This window comes from Bradyrhizobium sp. USDA 4474 (assembly GCF_054057515.1).
In genome coordinates this window covers 145518-163448 of record NZ_JBSRZJ010000002.1, presented here as the reverse complement: position 1 = coordinate 163448, position 17931 = coordinate 145518, and the positions used below count along the sequence as shown (strand labels likewise).

Below are 17931 nucleotides of genomic sequence, written 5' to 3'. Positions count from 1 at the left end.
CTCTCGCAAGGGGAGCGGATGCATGAACGGACGGCGGACGATGGCGGGACTCGCGGGCCTGTGGATCGCCCTCGCGGGGTCTCAATCCGTGCTGGCGCAGAACAGATCCACCGACCTCAAGCCGATCGGCAAGATCGTGACCGCAACCGGCAAGGTGACGGTCGAACATGTCTCCGCGACGGTCGCGCAGGTCGTCCTCTCCGACGACAAGGCTGGCGCGAAGGTCGGCGATCCCGTCTACCGGGGCGACGTGGTCAAGACCGGGGCCGACGGCAAGCTCGGCATTAATTTCGCCGACGGCAGCTCGTTCAACCTGTCCAGCAACGCCAGCATGGAGCTGAACGAATTCGTCTACGACCCTGATGCGAAATCGAACGCGAGCCTCTTCAACCTGACCAGGGGGACCGCCACCTTCGTCGCCGGCGCCGTGGCCAAGAACGGCGACATGAAGGTCGATACCCCCGTGGCGACCATGGGAATCCGAGGCACCACGCCGCATATCGAGATCGCTGACGACGGCAGCGTCAGGTTCTCCACGCTCATCGAGGAGGGCAAGGAGCGCGTGCTCGACAAGAGCGGCGTGCCGAAGCGGCGTGCGGCGGTCCCGCCGGCCCTGGGCTGGGAGCGCAGGGCCGACCGCGGCACAGGCGTCTGCCGGGGATGCTGAGCGCGCGCCTTGCGACCGCGTCCTTCCTGATCCTGGCGCTGACGCCGGCCGCGGCGCAGAAGCCGAACGAGTCGCAGTTCCGGAACGTTGAGCTGTGCAACAGCGCCGCTGCGCCGCAGACCAGGATCGAGGCCTGCTCGGCCTTCATTGAGGCCGGCCGCGGCGGATCGGCCTCGCTGGCCACGGCCTACGACAACCGCGGCAGCGCCTATGTCGAGAAGGCCGACTACGACCGCGCCATCGCCGACTTCGAGAGCGCCGTCGCCATCGACCCGCGCTCCGCCAGGTCCCTCAACAACCGCGGCGCGGCCAGACTTAGAAGGGGCGACTACGACGCCGCGATCGAGGACCTCGACCGGGCCATCGGCCTGCGGCCGGACTACGCCAGGGCGCTCGCCAACCGCGCTGAGGCCTGGCTGAAGAAGGACGACCCGGGGCGCGCGGAGCGCGACTACGCCGAGGCGGTGCGTCTGAACGCCGACCTGGAGGGAGCCTGGAGCGGACTTTGCTGGATCCGGGCGAGCACGGGTGATCCTCAAGCCGCGGTGACCGCATGCGACAGGGCCCTCGCAGGCGGCGCCCACACGGCGGCGACCTACGATTCTCGCGCGCTGGCCTATCTGAGGTCAGGGCGCCTGGAGGCCGCGATCGCCGACTACGACGCGGCCCTGCGCATCGATCCGAAGCTCGCCCTCGCGCTGTACGGCCGCGGGCTCGCGAAGATCAGGCGCGGCAAGTCCGCATCCGGTGACGCCGACGTCGCAGCCGCGAAGCTCGCAAGGCCGGACGTCGTCGAGCAGTTCGCACGCTACGGCGTGCGCTAGATTTCAGCGCAAGATCTCCATGAAATGAAATTGTGCGAAGCTGGCCGGCCAACGCCGGCTTCGACATTCGTTGCGGACATCGCGCCGGTTGCGTCGCTGCGGGAATGCGTTAAGTGGAATCCGAAGAAGATATTTCATCAGGCGTTGTGTAGCTCCGTTGATGAGTATTGTGGCAGCGATCAGGTCAAGCTCGCAGCGGGTGGGAATCCAATGCATATTCGCCAGATTGTTTTCGCCGTCGTGATGCTCGGCGCTTTGGTTCGGTTCGGGCCTGCCACGGCTGAAGATGGCTTCCCGGCAGCGGAGTGGGAGCGCCTCACTCCTGCAGAATTGGGCTGGTCGGAATCCGTATTGGCGCAAGCGCGATCCTTTTCGGATCGGATTCGCTCGAGCGCGGTTGTAATCGTTCAGCACGGAAAGGTGGTGGCCGAGTGGGGCAACACGACGAAGCCAATGGAAGTCGCTTCAGTTCGCAAGAGCCTGCTCAGCGCCCTGATCGGCATCGCCGTGTCGGATCACCTGATCAACCTCGACAGCACGCTTGGCGAACTCGGCATCGACGATAACCCGCCTGGCCTGACCGGGAGTGAGAAGGGCGCGACGGTGCGCGAACTCCTCGAAGCGCGTTCCGGGGTCTACCACGCGGCGCTCTATGAGACGCCGGACATGGCGAAGATGCGACCGCCGCGCGGCAGCCACCCGCACGGCACCTTCTGGTATTACAACAATTGGGATTTCAACGCGCTCGGCACGATCTACGAGCACGCAACCGGCACCGGCATCTTCCAGGCGCTCGACCGGAAGATCGCAAAGCCAATCGGCATGCAGGACTACCGGCCACAGGACGGCAGCTACGTCCGCGGCGAAGCGTCGATCCACCCCGCCTATGAGATCCGCATGAGCGCACGGGACCTGGCGCGTTTTGCACTTCTCTATCTGCACAGGGGCAATTGGGCCGGACACCAGATCGTGCCGCGGGAGTGGGTGGAAGAGAGCACGCGTGCCTATTCGAGAGCGGCGTTCGGGCCGGGCTATGGCTATCTCTGGTGGACCGGTTTTTTGGGCGGTGCCGTTGCGCCGACGGTGACTTTGCCCGAGGGCAGCTTTTGGGCCCAAGGTCAAGGCGGCCAATACGCCTTGGTCGTGCCCGCACTCGACCTCGTCGTGGTGCATCGTGTCGACCACGACACGCCCTACACCGAACCTTCCATGCGCAGTTTTGCCAGGCTCTTCTGGCTGATCCTGAAGGCCGAGGGCTATGATCCGGGGCCCGATGCCTCGCTCACGGCAGCGATCGGCGAACGACCGACAGGAGAGACCCTGGCTGCAAGATTGCAGGGCAAGACGATCAGCTTCGGTCCCAAGCTCAGGGATGGTCCGTTCACAATGCGATTCGAGCCCGACGGCCGGATGACCTATCCGCACTGGAAAGAGTTTCTTGGACCTGCAGCCGGGACATGGACGGTCGCGGAGGATAAGCTCTGTATCCTGAACTCGGGCGCCAGTCGTCGCTGCTACATTCCGGTGATGAATGGTCAACGGATCGAGTTGTTCGACCAGCTTGGTGTCATGCAGATAGACGGGGTGGCGCTGCCTCAGTGATCTGCATGCAGATCGGCAGGCTGGCCAAGGATGCCGTCTGGCGAAGGCCGCGCCTTGCTGCTAAGCGGATTGGATTTGCTCGCTCTGAGTTCTTTCGCATGTTGCCCCAATGCCGACAGCACAGTCGGCTTGATTCCCGAAGTGAATAGGAACCAAGTGCAGCAACGCACTCTTGTGGGCAGATGGATGACGATCCGCTCTTCCGGCGAGCCGACCAACTCGCGATGCGACTTCGCGAACGGCGAGGTGAATGCCGGCGCTAAAGGAGAGGACCAGAGGAGCAACCATATTGCGGCGAGCTGGAAAACATAGGCTGCTCCAGTCCTGGATGATGCTGGCCCTTGAGGCCAACGAGGTCATTGGGCTGCGAATGTTGAAGCTGATGGCTGGCGGAAAACGCGCACGCCGGGAAGCCAGGCTAATGGTCCGTGAAAAGGTAGCGGAAGCAATCGGGTCCGCCGCGGACCTCATGGCTGGCGCTTCGAGCGAAGACATAGTTCGACGATATAGGCGGCGCGTGGCAGCGAATGCGAATAGATTGAGCAAGCTGAGCTCACGTCCAGCCATCAAGCGGAACCGACGTCGACGAAAGTAGCTACAAAAAGATGAGCTTCGACGTCGGAGCCCTTGGCTCCAGCGCTATGAACCATCAATCGCGGCAGGGGAGGTCGCTTTCGAAGGTGCGCTCCGAGTACTGCAGGCTTGTTTGATCTCGGTTCATACGGACTCCTGCCATCCGTGGATTGGAACGCCGCCTCACAAAGCCGGTTGTCTCGTCCGAAATGACCATCGTGGTCGCCTCACCCGTGTTTTGGAGCGTCAGATGAGCAAACGCAAGAAGACGACGGCGTCGAAGCACGTGCCCAATCCGAAAACCGCCGCGCGGGCTCAACGGAACAAGCAGGCCAGTGTTAAAAGCCCGAAAGAGAATGTTCTCCGCTCTGCGAAAGTATCGGCTGAACCGCCTCGCAGGCTTCATGACGATCCGAAAGGCGAAGCTCCCATCATCGAGGCATCGGTGGATGCCTTACCAGATGACATCAGTCAGAAGATGAGGGATCGCGCTCCAACGAAAGCCGCCGCTTCAGCGATTTCAAACCTGCCGGGGTATCAAGCCAAGCTTCTTGAGATAAGCCAGGCCAACGTGCGATTTGCTTTCGAATTCGGTCTGAGGCTTCTGGCGATCAGGTCGTCAACTGAATTTTCCGCGCTCGTTACGGAATTTACGAGCAGACGGATCGAGATGTCGGGGCAGCATTGGAAAGAATTGGCGGCGTATCCGTTCTGACGCATCGAACCATCCAGGTCGCTGGCTCGACTGCCGAGCAGCTCTGGCGCTCTCGTGAAAGACTGACGGCGCGTCCGACCATCGCCGTTTGGAACAGCTCGCGCCGGCGGGCGCAGAAGAGGGCGTTGACATAGATGGGAACTGGCGCCCGCCTAAACGAAAAGCGTAACAGCTCCAATTCCGTAAGCTTGTTTGATCCAATTGCGGCAGCCGCTGGTTTCATTTCGAGTCGCATGAGACCGATGCTCCCTTCACAACGGCCTTATTCCAAAGCTGATACCCGGCGGCGTTCAGGTGTACTCCGTCAATCGTGTGCGGCGTCGGCAGCGGGGGCAAGGCAGCAAAGGTCGCGCCGCGGCGGACGGCGAGTGCCGGCAGAGCGGCATTGTAGCTATCGATGAGCGGCGCCGCTTTCGTTTGCGTCTCGGCGGAGAGACGAGGTGAGGCATCGAGTGGCGTAATTCCCAGCGCGATCACATGGGCCGTAGCCTTCGAAAGCGTGGCTACGAGCGAGCTGTAGTTGGCCTCGAACTGCTGCAGGTCCCGTGCCGCCCCCAACGCGTCGTTGATCCCCAGCGCGATCACGATAGCGGCCGCGGGCTTGCCGTCGAGCACATCCATCAGCCAGCCGCCCAAATCGCTTGTCGTCGAGGCGCCCTCGAGGCCGGCGTTGATGATCGCATGTCCGCAGAGCTCGCGCGGCAGGGTCGACGCTTCGACAATGCTGTCACCGAGAACGATGATGGGATTATCGGTCCGGCTCAGCGTGTAATAAAGGATGTTTTGCCGGCTTCGACGGTGCGACTCCGCAAAGACCTGCTTTTTGACAATGGAGGTCACGATCGAAAGAGCGCCGATCGCGAGGACTGCAAAGCCGAGAATCATTCGGTTCATGGGCGCACTCGAACACACCGATGGTTCAAACCGCGAATGATAGGCCGGTGACGGTTAAGACAATCCGCCAACGATCAGCAAAATGATCGTGAGGTAGCATCGCGCGTGTTCGCGTCCAAAGGGGGTAGCAAACAGCTCGTCTGCTAGACCTGATTTTCTTTCATTGCTTTGGCTTCTGGCGGCGACGCATGCGCTTTGGCTTGGCCGGCATTGCGGTTGGAACGCAAAGGGTTCCTTATTGCTCCCACGAGCCCCCGCATGGTGCTAGTCTGGCCAGCCATTGGCGTGGTCCTCAAAGGTGGATACATGCGGCGGCGGGAGTTCGTTGGGCTATTGGTATCGAGCGGCGCCACATTGTGGCAGATGGACGCACGGACACAGCAGTCGCCCCCCGTTATCGGCATCCTCGGAAGCTCAACAGCTCGAGACTATGGTCCGATGATAGCGGCCTTTCGAAAAGGGTTGAGCGAAACGGGCTATTTCGAAGGACAGAATGTCGGCTTCGAGTACGCGTGGGCAGACGACCACTATGATCGGCTGCCTGCGCTTGCGGCCAAGTTAACTGAGCGACGAGTTAACCTGATTTTGGCGGCTGCGACGCCGTCGGCGCTGGCCGCAAAGTCGGCGACCGCAACCATTCCCGTCGTATTTGCGATCGGCGGCGACCCCGTCAGGACCGGATTGGTGACCAGCCTCAACAGCCCGGGCGGTAATGTCACGGGCGCGGCCCACATCAACGTCGATACGGCGCCGAAACGTTTGGAACTGTTGCATGAACTTTTGCCGGACAGGCATTCGCTTGGGCTGCTAACGAATCCGGCTAATCCCCTGACACCGGCGGTTGAGAGCGGAGTAAAAACGGCGGCCGGAGCTTTGGGCATTGGGCTGATGATGTTTCACGCGAGCACCGATGAGGAGATCAACGAGACCTTCAGAAACGTTGCCGGTGCTGTCGCTGGAATGGTCATCGGCACCGACCCGCTGTTTACGAGCCGCGCCGCTGCACTCGGTGCGAGGTCTCTCGAATACAAGCTTCCGGCTATCTATCAGTATCGCGACTTTGTGTTGGCTGGCGGCGCAATGAGCTATGGCGGCGACATCAGCGATTCCTATTATCATGCGGGCATCTACGCCGGGCGAATACTCAAGGGCGAGATACCGGCCAATCTCGCCGTGCAACTCTCGACACGGGTGGAGTTCATCCTAAACCTGAAGACTGCCAAAGCTCTGGGGTTGGAGCCGCCGTTCACATTGGTTGCGCGCGCCGATGAGATTATCGACTAGCCATGCGGATGAGTCCGATTGTGTGCCCTTGGCCGAACCACGCTGATCCCATCGTCCTGTCGGCTTTCGACGGCGGACACGGGAGCCTGCTCGCTCCGACGGCCGCTCTTGATCCCCGCAGACATGGCCGCCCGGCTTGGATCCCGGGCCTTTGACGGCGCAATCACCGAACATGTTGCGAACGCGAGCGTTCCGCTACTGGAACAGGTAGTCTTCCGGATCGGCTAGGGTCGGAAAACGAACGGAACGGCGCCCGCATATCAGTGACACTGCCGCTGTTTTGATACCGTAATCGTAATGGCTGGCGCTCAGGCCCGGTGGTCGTAGGGGTGTTGCGACTGCCGGGTCTGATTTGCCTTCCGACTCGCTCCCCGGTCCGGCGCTCGTATGATCCCGATCCGCGCGAACATGACCCGCCACAGCCGCGATCGAAGAAGGGCTTACGCAATTGCGTGGTTCTGCCATATAGCGCCACTCTAGCACTGCTGCCGCATGCTCATGTGTCCGCTTGGCGCTCAGGTTCGGTGATCGTAGGTTTTGCGACTGCTGAGCCTGATTTTGCTATCCCTGTGATGATGCAGATCGGTTGGGTACGTGGACGGCAGCGATGCCAAGCGGCGCCAGCAGAACCACGAAGCTCGCCGATGGAATAGCCGCTTGTCCGTAGACCGGCCCCAACCTCAAACCAGCGCCATCGCCGTTCCCGCAGCCGCGCTGAACGCAACCACCACCAGCGGAGGCGCGCGCCATGCGATCAGCAGGACGAAGCCGACAAGCGCGATGCCGAAATCCTGCGGCGAGTGCACGGTGGTGGTCCAGACCGGATTGTAAAGCGCAGCACCGAGCACGCCGACCACCGCGGCGTTGACGCCGCGCATCATGGCCTGGGCGCCGGCACGCTTCCGAAACGAGTCCCAGAAAGGCAGCGCGCCGAGCAGGATCAGGATTCCCGGCAGGAAGATGCCGACAAGCCCGAGCGCTGCCCCGGCCACGCCATGCGGCTGCGGAGCGACGACCGTGCCGAGGTAGGCCGCAAAAGTGAAGAGTGGGCCGGGCACCGCCTGCGCCGCGCCGTAACCGGCGAGGAAGGCATCGTCGGTCAGCCAGCCCGGGGCGACGAAGGCTTCGCGGAGCAGCGGGAGCACAACGTGGCCGCCGCCGAACACGAGGGCGCCGGACCTGTAGAAGGCCTCGAACAGGGCAACACCCGTTGAGCCGGTCAGCACGTGCAGCAAGGGGAGGCCTGCCAGCAGGACAAAGAAGGCCCCGAGGGTGATCAGCCCCGCCGTGCGTGAGACCGGCATCTCGACATGCCCTGACGGCACCGGCGCATCGCTGCGGCACAGCCAGAGGCCGGCGAGCCCACCGAGGATGATCGCGCCGATCTGGGCGATCGATGCCGTGCTGAACAGGATGATGAGCGCTGCCACGACGGCGATCGACGCGCGCTCGCGATCGGGGCAGAGGTTGCGCGCCATGCCCCAGACGGCCTGCGCCACGATGGCGACCGCCGTGAGCTTCAATCCGTGCAGCAGGCCGGCGCCGACAGGTCCGCCCAGCGCGCCCGCGCCGTAGGCGAACAGCACGAGAATGGCGGCCGACGGCAAGGTAAACCCGGCCCACGCGGCAAGCGCGCCGGGATAGCCGGCGCGCATCAGGCCGATCGAGAAGCCGACCTGACTGCTGGCGGGACCCGGCAGGAACTGGCACAGCCCGACCAGATCGGCATAGGCGTGCTCGTCGATCCATTTCCGCCGCACGACGAACTCGTCACGAAAATAACCGATATGCGCGATCGGGCCGCCGAAACAGGTGAGCCCGAGTTTCAGGAAGATGCGCAGAACCTCCAGCGGCGAGCCGGCGGGCGACCGTTGGCTGAGGGAGATGTCGGTTGGCGGATGGAGGTTGCTCACGGACGTTCGACCCGATTCCGGAACGCGTTTATCGGGCTTCGGTCAACGATATTCAACCCGGTCGGCAAATCCCTGAACTTCATGCGGTCTCGTCGAAGTGATTGGAACGACGTCTCCACCCATCCGTTGATGCGCCGTCGCGACAGACCTTATTCCAAGTCTGGCGGAGCCAACTTGGCGGCATAGGAGACTGGCCATGGCAAGTGCGGTAGACCGCGATCCCCGACACCATACCCACAAGATGCAGAAGGCGCTGCAGGATATCAGGAATCATCTGCGCGAGGACATCCAGAAGGTCGACGAACCGCAGCTGAAGGCGATGTTCGAGACCTCAGCCGAGGTTTTGGGTGGCCTCGAGAAGGCTTTCAGGGATTACGAGCAGAAGAACGAAAAGGCCTGGCGCTGATCGATTCGGCGACGCGGTCCGCATGGTTGAGCGCATCCAGGGAGAGCTACGATGAACGTCGTTTGTGCCAGGCAAGCGCCGTCTGCTCTTGCACCTGGGAGCGCTGGCCGCGGTCGCGGCTCCGGCCGTTCTCACGAGGCCCGCTTTTGCCGGGCGGAAGGGTGGCGGCAAGCAGAAGGCTGCGGAGAAGCAGGAGGAGGAGGTCACCCCGCCCGAAGACCTGATGCGGGAGCATGGCGTGCTCGATCGCGTGCTATTGCTCTACGAAGCCGGCATCCGAAAGTTTTCGTCGAACGAGGACTTCGACCCCGGCCTGATCACGCAATCCGCCGGCATCATCCGAGATTTCATCAACAACTATCACGAAAAATCGGAGGAGGAGCACGTCTTTCCGCGTTTCAGGAAAGCCGGCCAGATGACCGATCTGGTGAACACCCTGCTGCGCCAGCACGACGCGGGCCGGAAGGTCACGGAAACTATCCTGAAGCTCGCGCCATCAGGCCGGAGCAATGCCGACGACCGCAAGCAGCTGGTCAGTGCGATGCAATCCTTCATCACGATGTACCGGCCACATGCGGCCCGCGAGGACACCGATCTTTTTCCGAAGCTCAAAGACGTGGTCTCGCCGAACGAGTACGACGCGATGGCCGAGGATTTCGAAAAGAAAGAGCATCAACTGTTCGGAGATGACGGCTTCGAGAAGATGGCGGCCCGCGTCGCCCAGCTGGAGCAGCAGATGGGCATTCACGACCTCAGCCAGTTCACGCCGAGCTGATGCAGGGATCGGTATGCTAACCCGTCCACCCCCGACGCAACGGCATCGTCGTTGCAAATACCGGCGCCGGGCGAGCACCGAGCGAGTTGCTGGGCGCGAGCTGGCGATGTTAGTATCACACCCATGCCGGTTGCGATTACCCTCTGCTTTGATCCCGACAGTTCTGTCCCGATCGAAGCGATGTGGCGCAAGCTTGCGGCCGACGGGATCGACTCCGATCGCGACCAGCTTGGCTACGCTCCGCATATCACCCTGGCGATCTACCCCGACGAAACGCCCCTCAACGGACTACGCGCGGCGGTTGAAAACACCTGCCGCGATTGGGAGAGCCTTCCTGTTCGCCTGAGCGGACTCGGCGCTTTTCCAGGAGGCGGCGCTGCTTTATGGGCGGTGCCTGTTGTGACGGCCGAGTTGCTTGCCCGGCATCAGGCCATACAAGCTGCTCTTCCTGATCTGAAGGTTGATGCGCATTATAGACCGGGATTCTGGGTACCTCACGTGACGTTGTCCGGCGTCTTGCCGGACCCGGGTCCGGCTCTCAAAGTTCTCCTGTCATTGTGGGAGCCGATTACGGGCGTTCTCGACCGCGTCGAATTGGTGAGCTTCCGTCCTGTCAAAGTGGTGCAAAGCTTGGGCTGCGGTCGCAGCGCTTCGTAGGTCAGGCGCCATGTTGCGCCTGGTTCTATGCCGGGAGGCTTTGCGCCGCCCGCGATCTCCGGCTGCGGCACGATGGCATGATGGCATGATGACATGATGGCATGATGACATGATGGCATGATGACATGATGGCATGATGGCATGATGGCATGATGACATCATGCTCCTGTTTTGCCCGACGTGTCAAACTTGATTTCGGAAACGGCGCAAGCCCCCCCGCGTCAAACTCCGCAATGAATTGTACTGTGCATGGGGTTGTTTTCGCGGCTTTGGATTTGCGGCTTTCTACTCCGCTGCTTGTTCCCTCAGCCGCTGGGCGTAGACGTTGATGATCAGCGCCGCCAGCAGGATCACGCCGCGGATCAGGATCTTCAGGAAGCTGTCGATGTTGACGTGGTCGAGGCCGTTATTGAGGACACCGAGGACGAAAAGCCCGACGATGGTGTTGCCGATGCCGCCGCGGCCGCCGAACAGGCTGGTGCCGCCGACGACGACGGCGGCGATGGAGTCGAGCAGGTAGGTGTCGAACTCGTTCTGCTGCGCGCTGCCGAAATGGGCAACGCCCAGCATGCCGCCGATGCCGGAGCACACCGCCGAGATCACCATGACCGCACCGAGGATGAGCTTGACGTTGAGGCCGGAATATTCGGCAGCCTCGCGGTTTCCCCCGACCATGTAGACGTAGCGGCCGAAGCGCGTGTAGGTCAGCACCAGGTGGCCGGCGAGCAGCATGATGGCCGCGACGATGACGATCCAGGGGATGCCGCCGATCGAGCCGGAGCCGAGCGTCGAGATCAGGCTCGGCACCTTGTAGGCGATCTGCCCGCGCACCAGGAGCGCCGAGATGCCCGCCGCGATCTGCATCATCGCCAGCGTCATGATGAAGGAGGGGATGCCGATCACGGTCAGCCCCAGCGCGTTGACGAGGCCGAGAGCCGCGCAGAGCAAGACGGCGAGCAGGATCGCGGCGGCGCCCGGCAGCGGGACGTTGGGAATGTTGACGTAGGATTCCTGCAGCGTGAAATAGGCGACCGCGATCCCGGTGACGTTGGCGATGCTGGCGATCGAGAGGTCGATCTCGGCGCAGAGGATCACGAAGGTGAGGCCGACGGCGATGACGCCTGTCACCGACACCTGCGTCAGGATGTTGCCGAGATTGTCGATCGTCGCAAAGGAGGGGCTGGCGAAGGCGAAGAAGGCGGAGAGGAAGATCAGGGTCAGGAACGGCGCGATGTTGCGCATCTGCGAGCGCAGGAAGGGCGCGACGCCCTTGGCGCGCTGACCTGTCGCTGCTGCCGTCTCACTGCTCGCCATTGTGCATCTCCGTCACGCCGCTTCCAGCAGGCGGTCCTTGCTGACCGGCTCGTTCTTGAATTCCCGCACCACCGCTCCGCGTTTGAGCACGAGGATGCGGTCGGCCAGCGACAGCACCGTTTCCGGCTCGGTCGACAGCACGATGATGGCGAGCCCCCTGGCGCGGAGGTCGCGGACGATGTTGATGACGTCGTTCTTGGCGCCGACATCCATGCCCCGGGTCGGCTCGCACAGCACCAGCAGCTTGGGCGGGTAGGTCAGCCATTTCGCCAGCGCAACCTTCTGCTGGTTGCCGCCCGAGAGCATGCCGAGATCGAGGCCGACCACGGGGGGGCGGATCTGCAACTGCTCGACCTGACGCTTCGCGATCTCGCGCTCCTGCGCCGGCTTGAGCAGCAGCGAGGAGATCCGATCGAGAATGCTGATCGAGATGTTCTTGAAGACCGGCTCCTGGTGAAACAGCATGGCGCGCCGGCTTTCCGGCACCAGCGCCACGCCGGCGCGCCGCGCCGCCGCCGTGCTGGCGAAGGTCTTCGGCTTGCCCTCGACGATCAGCGTGCCCGCGTCGGGCTTCAGCTTGCCGAACAGGATGCGCGACAGCTCCTGCTGGCCGCACCCCATGAAGCCGTAGATGCCGAGCACTTCGCCCGCGCGGGCCTCGAAGGAGACGTCCTGGAGGCTGCGCGTCAGCGACAGCTGCTCCACCTTCAGCACGACCAGGCTGTCGCTAGGGCGCGGCAGCATCAGGTCGTCGCTATAGCTGTGCTCGAGCGCCTCGCCGCCGCGACCGATCATGGCCTCGATCAGGGCGCCCTTGGTGGTGGCGGCGCTCGCGGTCTCCGTGACCTTCCGTCCGTTGCGGAAAACCGTGACGGTGTCGGAGACACGCAGGATGTCCTCGATGAAATGCGAGATGAAGACGATGGCCGTGCCTTGCTCGCGCAGGCGTCGCAGCGTCGCAAACAGGCGCTCGACCTCGGGCGGGGAGAGGGCGGAGGTGGGCTCGTCCAGGATGACGATTCGCGCGCCGGAGAACAGCACGCGTGCGATCTCGATCAGCTGCTGCAGTCCGATCGGCAGATCGCCGAGCCGCGACATCGGATCGACGTCGATGCCAAAGCGAGAGAGCTGCTCGCCCGCCTCACGCGCCATCCGTCGCCATTGCACGAGGCCAAGGGCGTTGGTCGGCTGATTGCCGAGGAACACGTTCTCCGCGACCGTCAGGTCAGGCGCGACCGAGAGCTCCTGATGCACCATGGCGATGCCGGCCGCATGCGCATCGCGCGCCGAGCGGAAATGGGTCTCGGCCCCGTCGATCAGGAAGCGGCCGGAGAACTCGGTGTGCACGCCGGCGATGATCTTCATCAGCGTGCTTTTTCCCGCGCCGTTCTCTCCCACGAGACCATGGATCTCGCCAGGGAGAAGCGCGAAGTCGACACCACGAAGCGCTTCGACGCCGCCGAAGCTCTTCGTGATGCCCTGGAGTTCCAGGATGGGCTGACGACCGTCAGGCATGGAGGATTTCAGATCAGGAAGTGATCTTCCATCCACTGCATGCCGGCGGCATTGGCCTTGGTCACGACAGGGCCGTCGGTGACGACGTTCTTGGGGATGCCCTGGCCGCTCTTCTCGCCGCCGACCACGGCCGCGACGCCTGCGATGATCGCGCCGCCATGGATGCGGCAGGACGGATTGCGCACGGTTGCGAACATCCGGCCTTCGCTCACCGCCTGGATCGCCGGCGGCATCGCATCGACACCGCCAATGAGGATGTTGGTGCGGTTGTGCGCCTTCATGATGTTGGCGGCGGCAAGCGCCATGTCGTCATTGTGGAAGAACGCCGCGTCGATCTGCGGGTACTTGGTCAAATAGGTTTCCCAGAGGCGTGCGGTCTTGGAGACGTCCCAGTCGGCCGGCTGCGTGTCGAGCACCTCGATCCCTGGGAATTGCTTGACGACCGACTCGAAGCCCTTGGCACGTCCCTGCGCGCCGGTGTGACCGAGGGCGCCTTGGGTCATGATGATCTTGCCCTTGCCGCCCATTGCATTGCAAAGCGCCTGGGTCACCGAAGCGCCCATGAACTCGTTGTCGGGGGCGAGGAAGGAGTGGACGTTGATCTGGTCGAGCGGCGCAATCAGCGTGTCCATGTCGATGACCGGCGTACCGGCGTCGATCATCTTCTGCACGGGCTGGGTAAGGGTGCCGATGCCGAAGGCCTGGATCGCGACGAAATCCCATTTCTGCGAGGCCATGTTGTCGATCGCTGCGCGCTGCTTCACGGCGTCGAGTTGTCCGTCGAACCAAGTGACCTCGACATTGAACAGCTTGCCCCAGAATTCCGCGGCCTGCTTGCCTTGCGCACACCAGGTCGCCTGCAGGCCCGCGTTGGAGAATGCCGCCTTCAGCGGCTTGTCTGATCGTCCGACTTCAGCTGCAAGTGCTGGGTTTATGCCCATGCTGCCGAGGATGGCAGTTGCGGCGCCGGCGGTCGCAGCCGCCTGAAGAAGATCGCGCCTCGTCTTCGAGAAATCTTTCGTCCCGGACATCGCTCGCTCCCATAAATTTTGTCGTCGGCGCGTCATTGATTGCGCGACCGATGCGCGAAGTGTCTCACAAGAGTTGATGCCACTCAACGTGCAATCAAGGACGAGATCGTGATCGCGTTGGTGCAGCGCAAAGCGCTACGCTGCGATGCCAGCACGCAGGATCTGGAGGAGCAGCGCGTACGTGCCTGCGCGATCGACCATTCATCGCCAAGCAGATCGCGTAGCGTATCGCCCGAGCTTCGGGACGCTCGTTGAAGAGCTGTCGGTAGACGAGAGTGCGGGTCCGCGCAGGCTACGCCGCCAGTTCGATCTGTTTTCGATCGGACTGGAGAAAGCGTTCATGCGCGCATGAGCCACGCAGATAAAAAAAGAGCGGGGCCCTAGCCCCGCTCAAAAATTGTGTCGACCCTATTATCCCCGATTCTAAGATTTGATCTTGATTGGCGGGGCGACGCTGCATTTTGCGCGCCAGGGGCTCCTCCCGAGACTTGGACCACCAGACGTCGACCTCACGGTCAAGCCTGAGCGAAAGGGATGCTAGATCAACTTTTCTCACTTGTCATCATTTTCGGCAACGAATGTTCAAAATTCGAGCAATTGGCGAAACGATCGCGCTGCCTTCCTCTTAAGTCTATGACAAATATATGAATTTTTTGATCTTCCGGGTGGCGGGCTTGCTCAGATATTGAGGGCCGATCCCGGTCGGAGGCGGCCGAACTCATTTTTCGAGAAGTTTGCGCCAGCCCAACACGGCCGATGAAGTCATCTCGACTCGGAGCTGGTGCGGTGATTAGTTAGTAGACGAATGACTGGTTCGGTGGATGCGCGCGCGGCTGCAGAAATTCCTACCCCTCGTCCTGCTCGCGCTCGCGATGCAGGTCCTGGCGCCGATTGCCGCCTGCTGGGCGGCCGGTCGGACCGTTGCCGATCAGCTGCCTGCCGGTGTCATTTGCCACAGTATTAGTGAGCAGGGCGCTCCGAACGATCAAGGCGGTTCGCCGGCCTCGCATTCCGGGATCTGCGCGATCTGTTGTCTTGCGCAGGCCACCGCGTCCTTCGATTCGCCACCGCATGCTGCGCTTCCCGCTCCCTTCCGCCACGCCGAGCGCGTAGTGTGGCGTGAAGCGGACGCCTCTGCTCCCGCCACCCACAAGAATTCAAGCGCCCAGGCGCGGGGACCTCCCCATTTCTCCTGACGACCTCTCGTGATCGCCTCGGTTGATCCGCTGGCGATTGATGCTGTCGAATGGCCGGAAATAAAGCCGGCGTCAGGAATGCTCCATGTTACCTCGCCATGCCCGCTGCGGCGTGAGCGTCGTTGCCGTTCAGGCCGCGCTGCTTGCCTCGTCGAGCGGCGCTTTCGCCCAGAGCAGCTCAAAAGAGCTGCCCGCGGTGACCGTCGATGCGCCAGCGACGGTGAAGCCCAAGCCGGGCAAGCACGCGGTGCATGCGGCAGCCGCCAGGACAAATCAGGCAAAGCCGGCGGTTGAGCGGCCAGCGTCGGTTGTCGCAGCCGAGGCGCAGGTCACGCGCGGCGGGCGCGCCTCGCTTGATCAGCCGGCGGCCGTGGCGCGCTACCGGCTGCCGCAACGATCCTTCAGCATCACGGCGCAGGAGGCCGACGAAACCATCAACCTCAAGGACCCCGAGGACGCCGTCAAATACATGCCGAGCCTGTTCGTGCGGAAGCGCAACGACGGCGACAATCAGGCCGTGCTCGCGACACGAAGCTGGGGCTTGAATTCGAGTGCGCGCTCGTTGATCTACTATGACGATCTGTTGATCTCGGCCCTGATCGGCAACAACAATTCCGGCGCCTCGCCAAAATGGAATTTGATCTCGCCCGAGGCGATCGGGCGGGTGGATTTCCTCAACGGTCCCTTTGCGGCCGCCTATCCCGGCAATTCGATCGGCGGCGTCCTGCTGATCACATCCAGGATGCCGGACAAACCGTTTGCGGTCGCAAAGGAAACCGTCTCGGTGATGCCGTGGAATCAATACGGCACAAAGGATACCTACATAACCAGCCAGACCAGCGCCGCCGCGGGCAATCGCAAGGGTAAGCTTTCCTGGCTCGTCAGCGCCAACTATCTCGAGAGCTATCAGCAGCCGCTGACCTATACCACCACCCCCTCGTTCCCGGCCGGTACGAGCGGTGGCTTTGCCGCCCTCAACAAGAACGGGGGCGTCGCCAACGTGGTGGGCACCGGCGTGCTGGCGCATTCGCAACAGACTTCCGGCAATCTGCGACTTGCTTACGACATCACGCCGCTGGTGCAGGCAACCTATTCGCTGGGCATCTGGAACAATCATCAGACCTCTGACCCGCAGACCTATCTCAAGTCAATTGCAACCGGCCTGCCGACGTTCGGCGGCATCAGCAGCTTTGCAAGCAGCAAGTACAATTGGGATCAGCTCCATGTGAGCAATGCCGTCTCGCTCAAGAGCGACACCAAGGGCGTGTTCGACTTCGACCTTGCGGCCTCAAGCTACAACTATCTCCAGGACGATCTGAGCAACCCATTTACGGTCGTGCCATCGCCCGGCCTTGGCTATTCGTTGAACGGCAAGGTGACGCGAATGGACGGCACCAATTGGCAAAATACGGACGCTAAGGGCATCTGGCGCCCAGATGGCATGGATGGTCCGCATGAGATCAGCTTCGGCATACATGGCGACCGCTACCGGCTTGAAAATCCGGTCTATGCTTCGACGCTCTGGTTCAATGCACCCTTAACCGGCAATGGCCAGCTCTATTCGACCGGTGTCGGCGAGACTCGGACCGAAGCTCTCTGGGGGCAGGACGCCTGGAAGATCACGCCGATCGTCAAGTTGACGCTAGGCGGGCGGCTGGAGAGTTGGCAGGCAGTCGAGGGCTTCAATCTCAACACCACGCCGACCAGCGCCGGCGTCATCACATCGGCCGTGCCGACGGGACAGCCAGAGTTGTCCTCGACCAATTTCTCGCCAAAGGCATCGCTGTCGATCGATCCCAACAAAGACTGGAACATCACCGCCAATTTCGGCGAGGCGTACCGCTATCCGACGGTGACTGAGCTCTACCAGAACATCAGCGTGGGCGGCATCACCTATCTCGCCAATCCGCTGCTGTCACCGGAGCAGGACTTCACCAGCGAACTCAATCTTGAACGGCGCTGGGCCGATGGCCGCGTGCGGCTCACGATGTTCGGCGAGCGGACCAACAATGCATTGATCTCACAATCGACTACCGTGACGGATGCAACCGGAACGCAATCGGTGCAGACCGCCGTCAGCAACGTTGCTGCGATCCGCATGCAGGGCGTGGAATTGTCGGCCGACAAGGACAATTTGCTGGTGAGCGGCCTGCAGATCTTCGGCAGCCTCACTTACGTCGATTCCAGGATCATCTCCGATCCGAACTGGAAAGGCCCGACCAGCGTCGTTGGCAAGCGCGTGCCCTTCGTGCCAGACTGGCGCGCCAAGTTCGGCGTCACCTACCGGCCGAATGATGGCTGGGCCTATACCGTCGCCGCGCGCTACAGCGGCAAGCAATATTCGACGTTGGACAACTCGGATATCATCCCGCACGTCTACGGCGCTTTCGATAATTTTTTCGTCGTGGACTTGAAGATCCACTACAACGCGACGAAGAATTTCGCGTTCGACTTCGGCATCGATAATCTCTTCAACGAGCAGTATTTCCTGTTCCATCCATTCTCGGGACGAACTTTTGTTCTTGCCGGCAAGTACACGTTCTGACTGGAGTCGGGCTCTCGGCT

At 62.2% G+C, this 17931-nt stretch carries 15 protein-coding genes; 10 read left to right on the top strand and 5 right to left on the bottom strand.

The features are described from left to right. The first annotated feature begins 22 nt into the window (after positions 1–22). From ACVW16_RS02395 to ACVW16_RS02380, 4 genes are all read left to right on the top strand, one after another. Complete coding sequence (locus tag ACVW16_RS02395) at positions 23–667, top strand: FecR family protein (protein ID WP_456703810.1); 645 nt, start codon at positions 23–25, stop codon at positions 665–667. After that, positions 661–1491, top strand: coding sequence for a tetratricopeptide repeat protein (locus ACVW16_RS02390; RefSeq protein WP_456703809.1), 831 nt, complete (start codon positions 661–663; stop codon positions 1489–1491). The genes ACVW16_RS02395 and ACVW16_RS02390 overlap by 7 nt, the downstream gene beginning before the upstream one ends. A 24-nt stretch (positions 1492–1515) precedes the next feature. After that, on the top strand, positions 1516–3093 hold the full coding sequence (locus ACVW16_RS02385; RefSeq protein ID WP_456735296.1) for a serine hydrolase domain-containing protein: 1578 nt from the start codon (positions 1516–1518) through the stop codon (positions 3091–3093). Between the two features lie 823 nt (positions 3094–3916). Further along, the gene (locus tag ACVW16_RS02380; protein ID WP_456735295.1) at positions 3917–4381 is read left to right on the top strand and encodes a Phasin protein; all 465 of its coding nucleotides are present in this window, start codon (positions 3917–3919) and stop codon (positions 4379–4381) included. 219 nt (positions 4382–4600) lie between these two features. Here the strand turns inward: ACVW16_RS02380 and ACVW16_RS02375 are convergent, their stop codons facing one another. Next, positions 4601–5275 carry an SGNH/GDSL hydrolase family protein gene (locus ACVW16_RS02375; RefSeq protein WP_456735294.1) on the bottom strand — a complete coding sequence of 225 codons (675 nt, stop codon included), beginning with the start codon at positions 5273–5275 and terminating at the stop codon, positions 4601–4603. A gap of 258 nt (positions 5276–5533) precedes the next feature. Between ACVW16_RS02375 and ACVW16_RS02370 the strand changes: the two genes are divergently transcribed. Next, positions 5534–6559: an ABC transporter substrate-binding protein gene (locus tag ACVW16_RS02370; protein ID WP_456735293.1), complete on the top strand. Its 1026-nt coding sequence runs from the start codon at positions 5534–5536 to the stop codon at positions 6557–6559. Positions 6560–7239: 680 nt separating this feature from the next. Here ACVW16_RS02370 and chrA read toward each other — a convergent pair. After that, complete coding sequence (chrA, locus tag ACVW16_RS02365) at positions 7240–8472, bottom strand: chromate efflux transporter (protein ID WP_456735292.1); 1233 nt, start codon at positions 8470–8472, stop codon at positions 7240–7242. A 196-nt stretch (positions 8473–8668) separates the two neighbouring features. On the opposite strand from chrA, the gene ACVW16_RS02360 reads away from it, so the two are divergent. The 3 genes from ACVW16_RS02360 to ACVW16_RS02350 all read left to right on the top strand — a co-directional run bounded on the left by ACVW16_RS02360 (position 8669) and on the right by ACVW16_RS02350 (position 10310). Then, complete coding sequence (locus ACVW16_RS02360) at positions 8669–8878, top strand: hypothetical protein (protein ID WP_456735291.1); 210 nt, start codon at positions 8669–8671, stop codon at positions 8876–8878. A gap of 64 nt (positions 8879–8942) precedes the next feature. Continuing rightward, positions 8943–9653, top strand: a complete 711-nt coding sequence (locus ACVW16_RS02355) for a hemerythrin domain-containing protein (protein ID WP_456802227.1) — start codon at positions 8943–8945, stop codon at positions 9651–9653. Positions 9654–9776: 123 nt separating this feature from the next. Next, positions 9777–10310, top strand: coding sequence for a 2'-5' RNA ligase family protein (locus tag ACVW16_RS02350; protein ID WP_456735289.1), 534 nt, complete (start codon positions 9777–9779; stop codon positions 10308–10310). Between the two features lie 285 nt (positions 10311–10595). Here ACVW16_RS02350 and ACVW16_RS02345 read toward each other — a convergent pair whose 3' ends face one another. From ACVW16_RS02345 to ACVW16_RS02335, 3 genes are read right to left on the bottom strand one after another with little or no spacing between them, the layout of a single operon-like run. Beyond that, a complete protein-coding gene (locus ACVW16_RS02345; protein ID WP_456735288.1) occupies positions 10596–11624 on the bottom strand; it encodes an ABC transporter permease in 1029 nt (342 codons plus the stop codon). Positions 11625–11636: 12 nt separating this feature from the next. Then, positions 11637–13139 (bottom strand): sugar ABC transporter ATP-binding protein, encoded by a 1503-nt coding sequence (locus ACVW16_RS02340; RefSeq protein ID WP_456703800.1) that lies wholly within the window; start codon positions 13137–13139, stop codon positions 11637–11639. 8 nt (positions 13140–13147) lie between these two features. Further along, positions 13148–14170, bottom strand: coding sequence for a sugar ABC transporter substrate-binding protein (locus ACVW16_RS02335; protein ID WP_456703799.1), 1023 nt, complete (start codon positions 14168–14170; stop codon positions 13148–13150). Positions 14171–14991: 821 nt separating this feature from the next. Between ACVW16_RS02335 and ACVW16_RS02330 the strand changes: the two genes are divergently transcribed. Continuing rightward, positions 14992–15366 (top strand): DUF2946 family protein, encoded by a 375-nt coding sequence (locus ACVW16_RS02330; protein ID WP_456703798.1) that lies wholly within the window; start codon positions 14992–14994, stop codon positions 15364–15366. Positions 15367–15451: 85 nt separating this feature from the next. Further along, on the top strand, positions 15452–17911 hold the full coding sequence (locus ACVW16_RS02325) for a TonB-dependent receptor (RefSeq protein ID WP_456738599.1): 2460 nt from the start codon (positions 15452–15454) through the stop codon (positions 17909–17911). Positions 17912–17931: the final 20 nt, after the last annotated feature.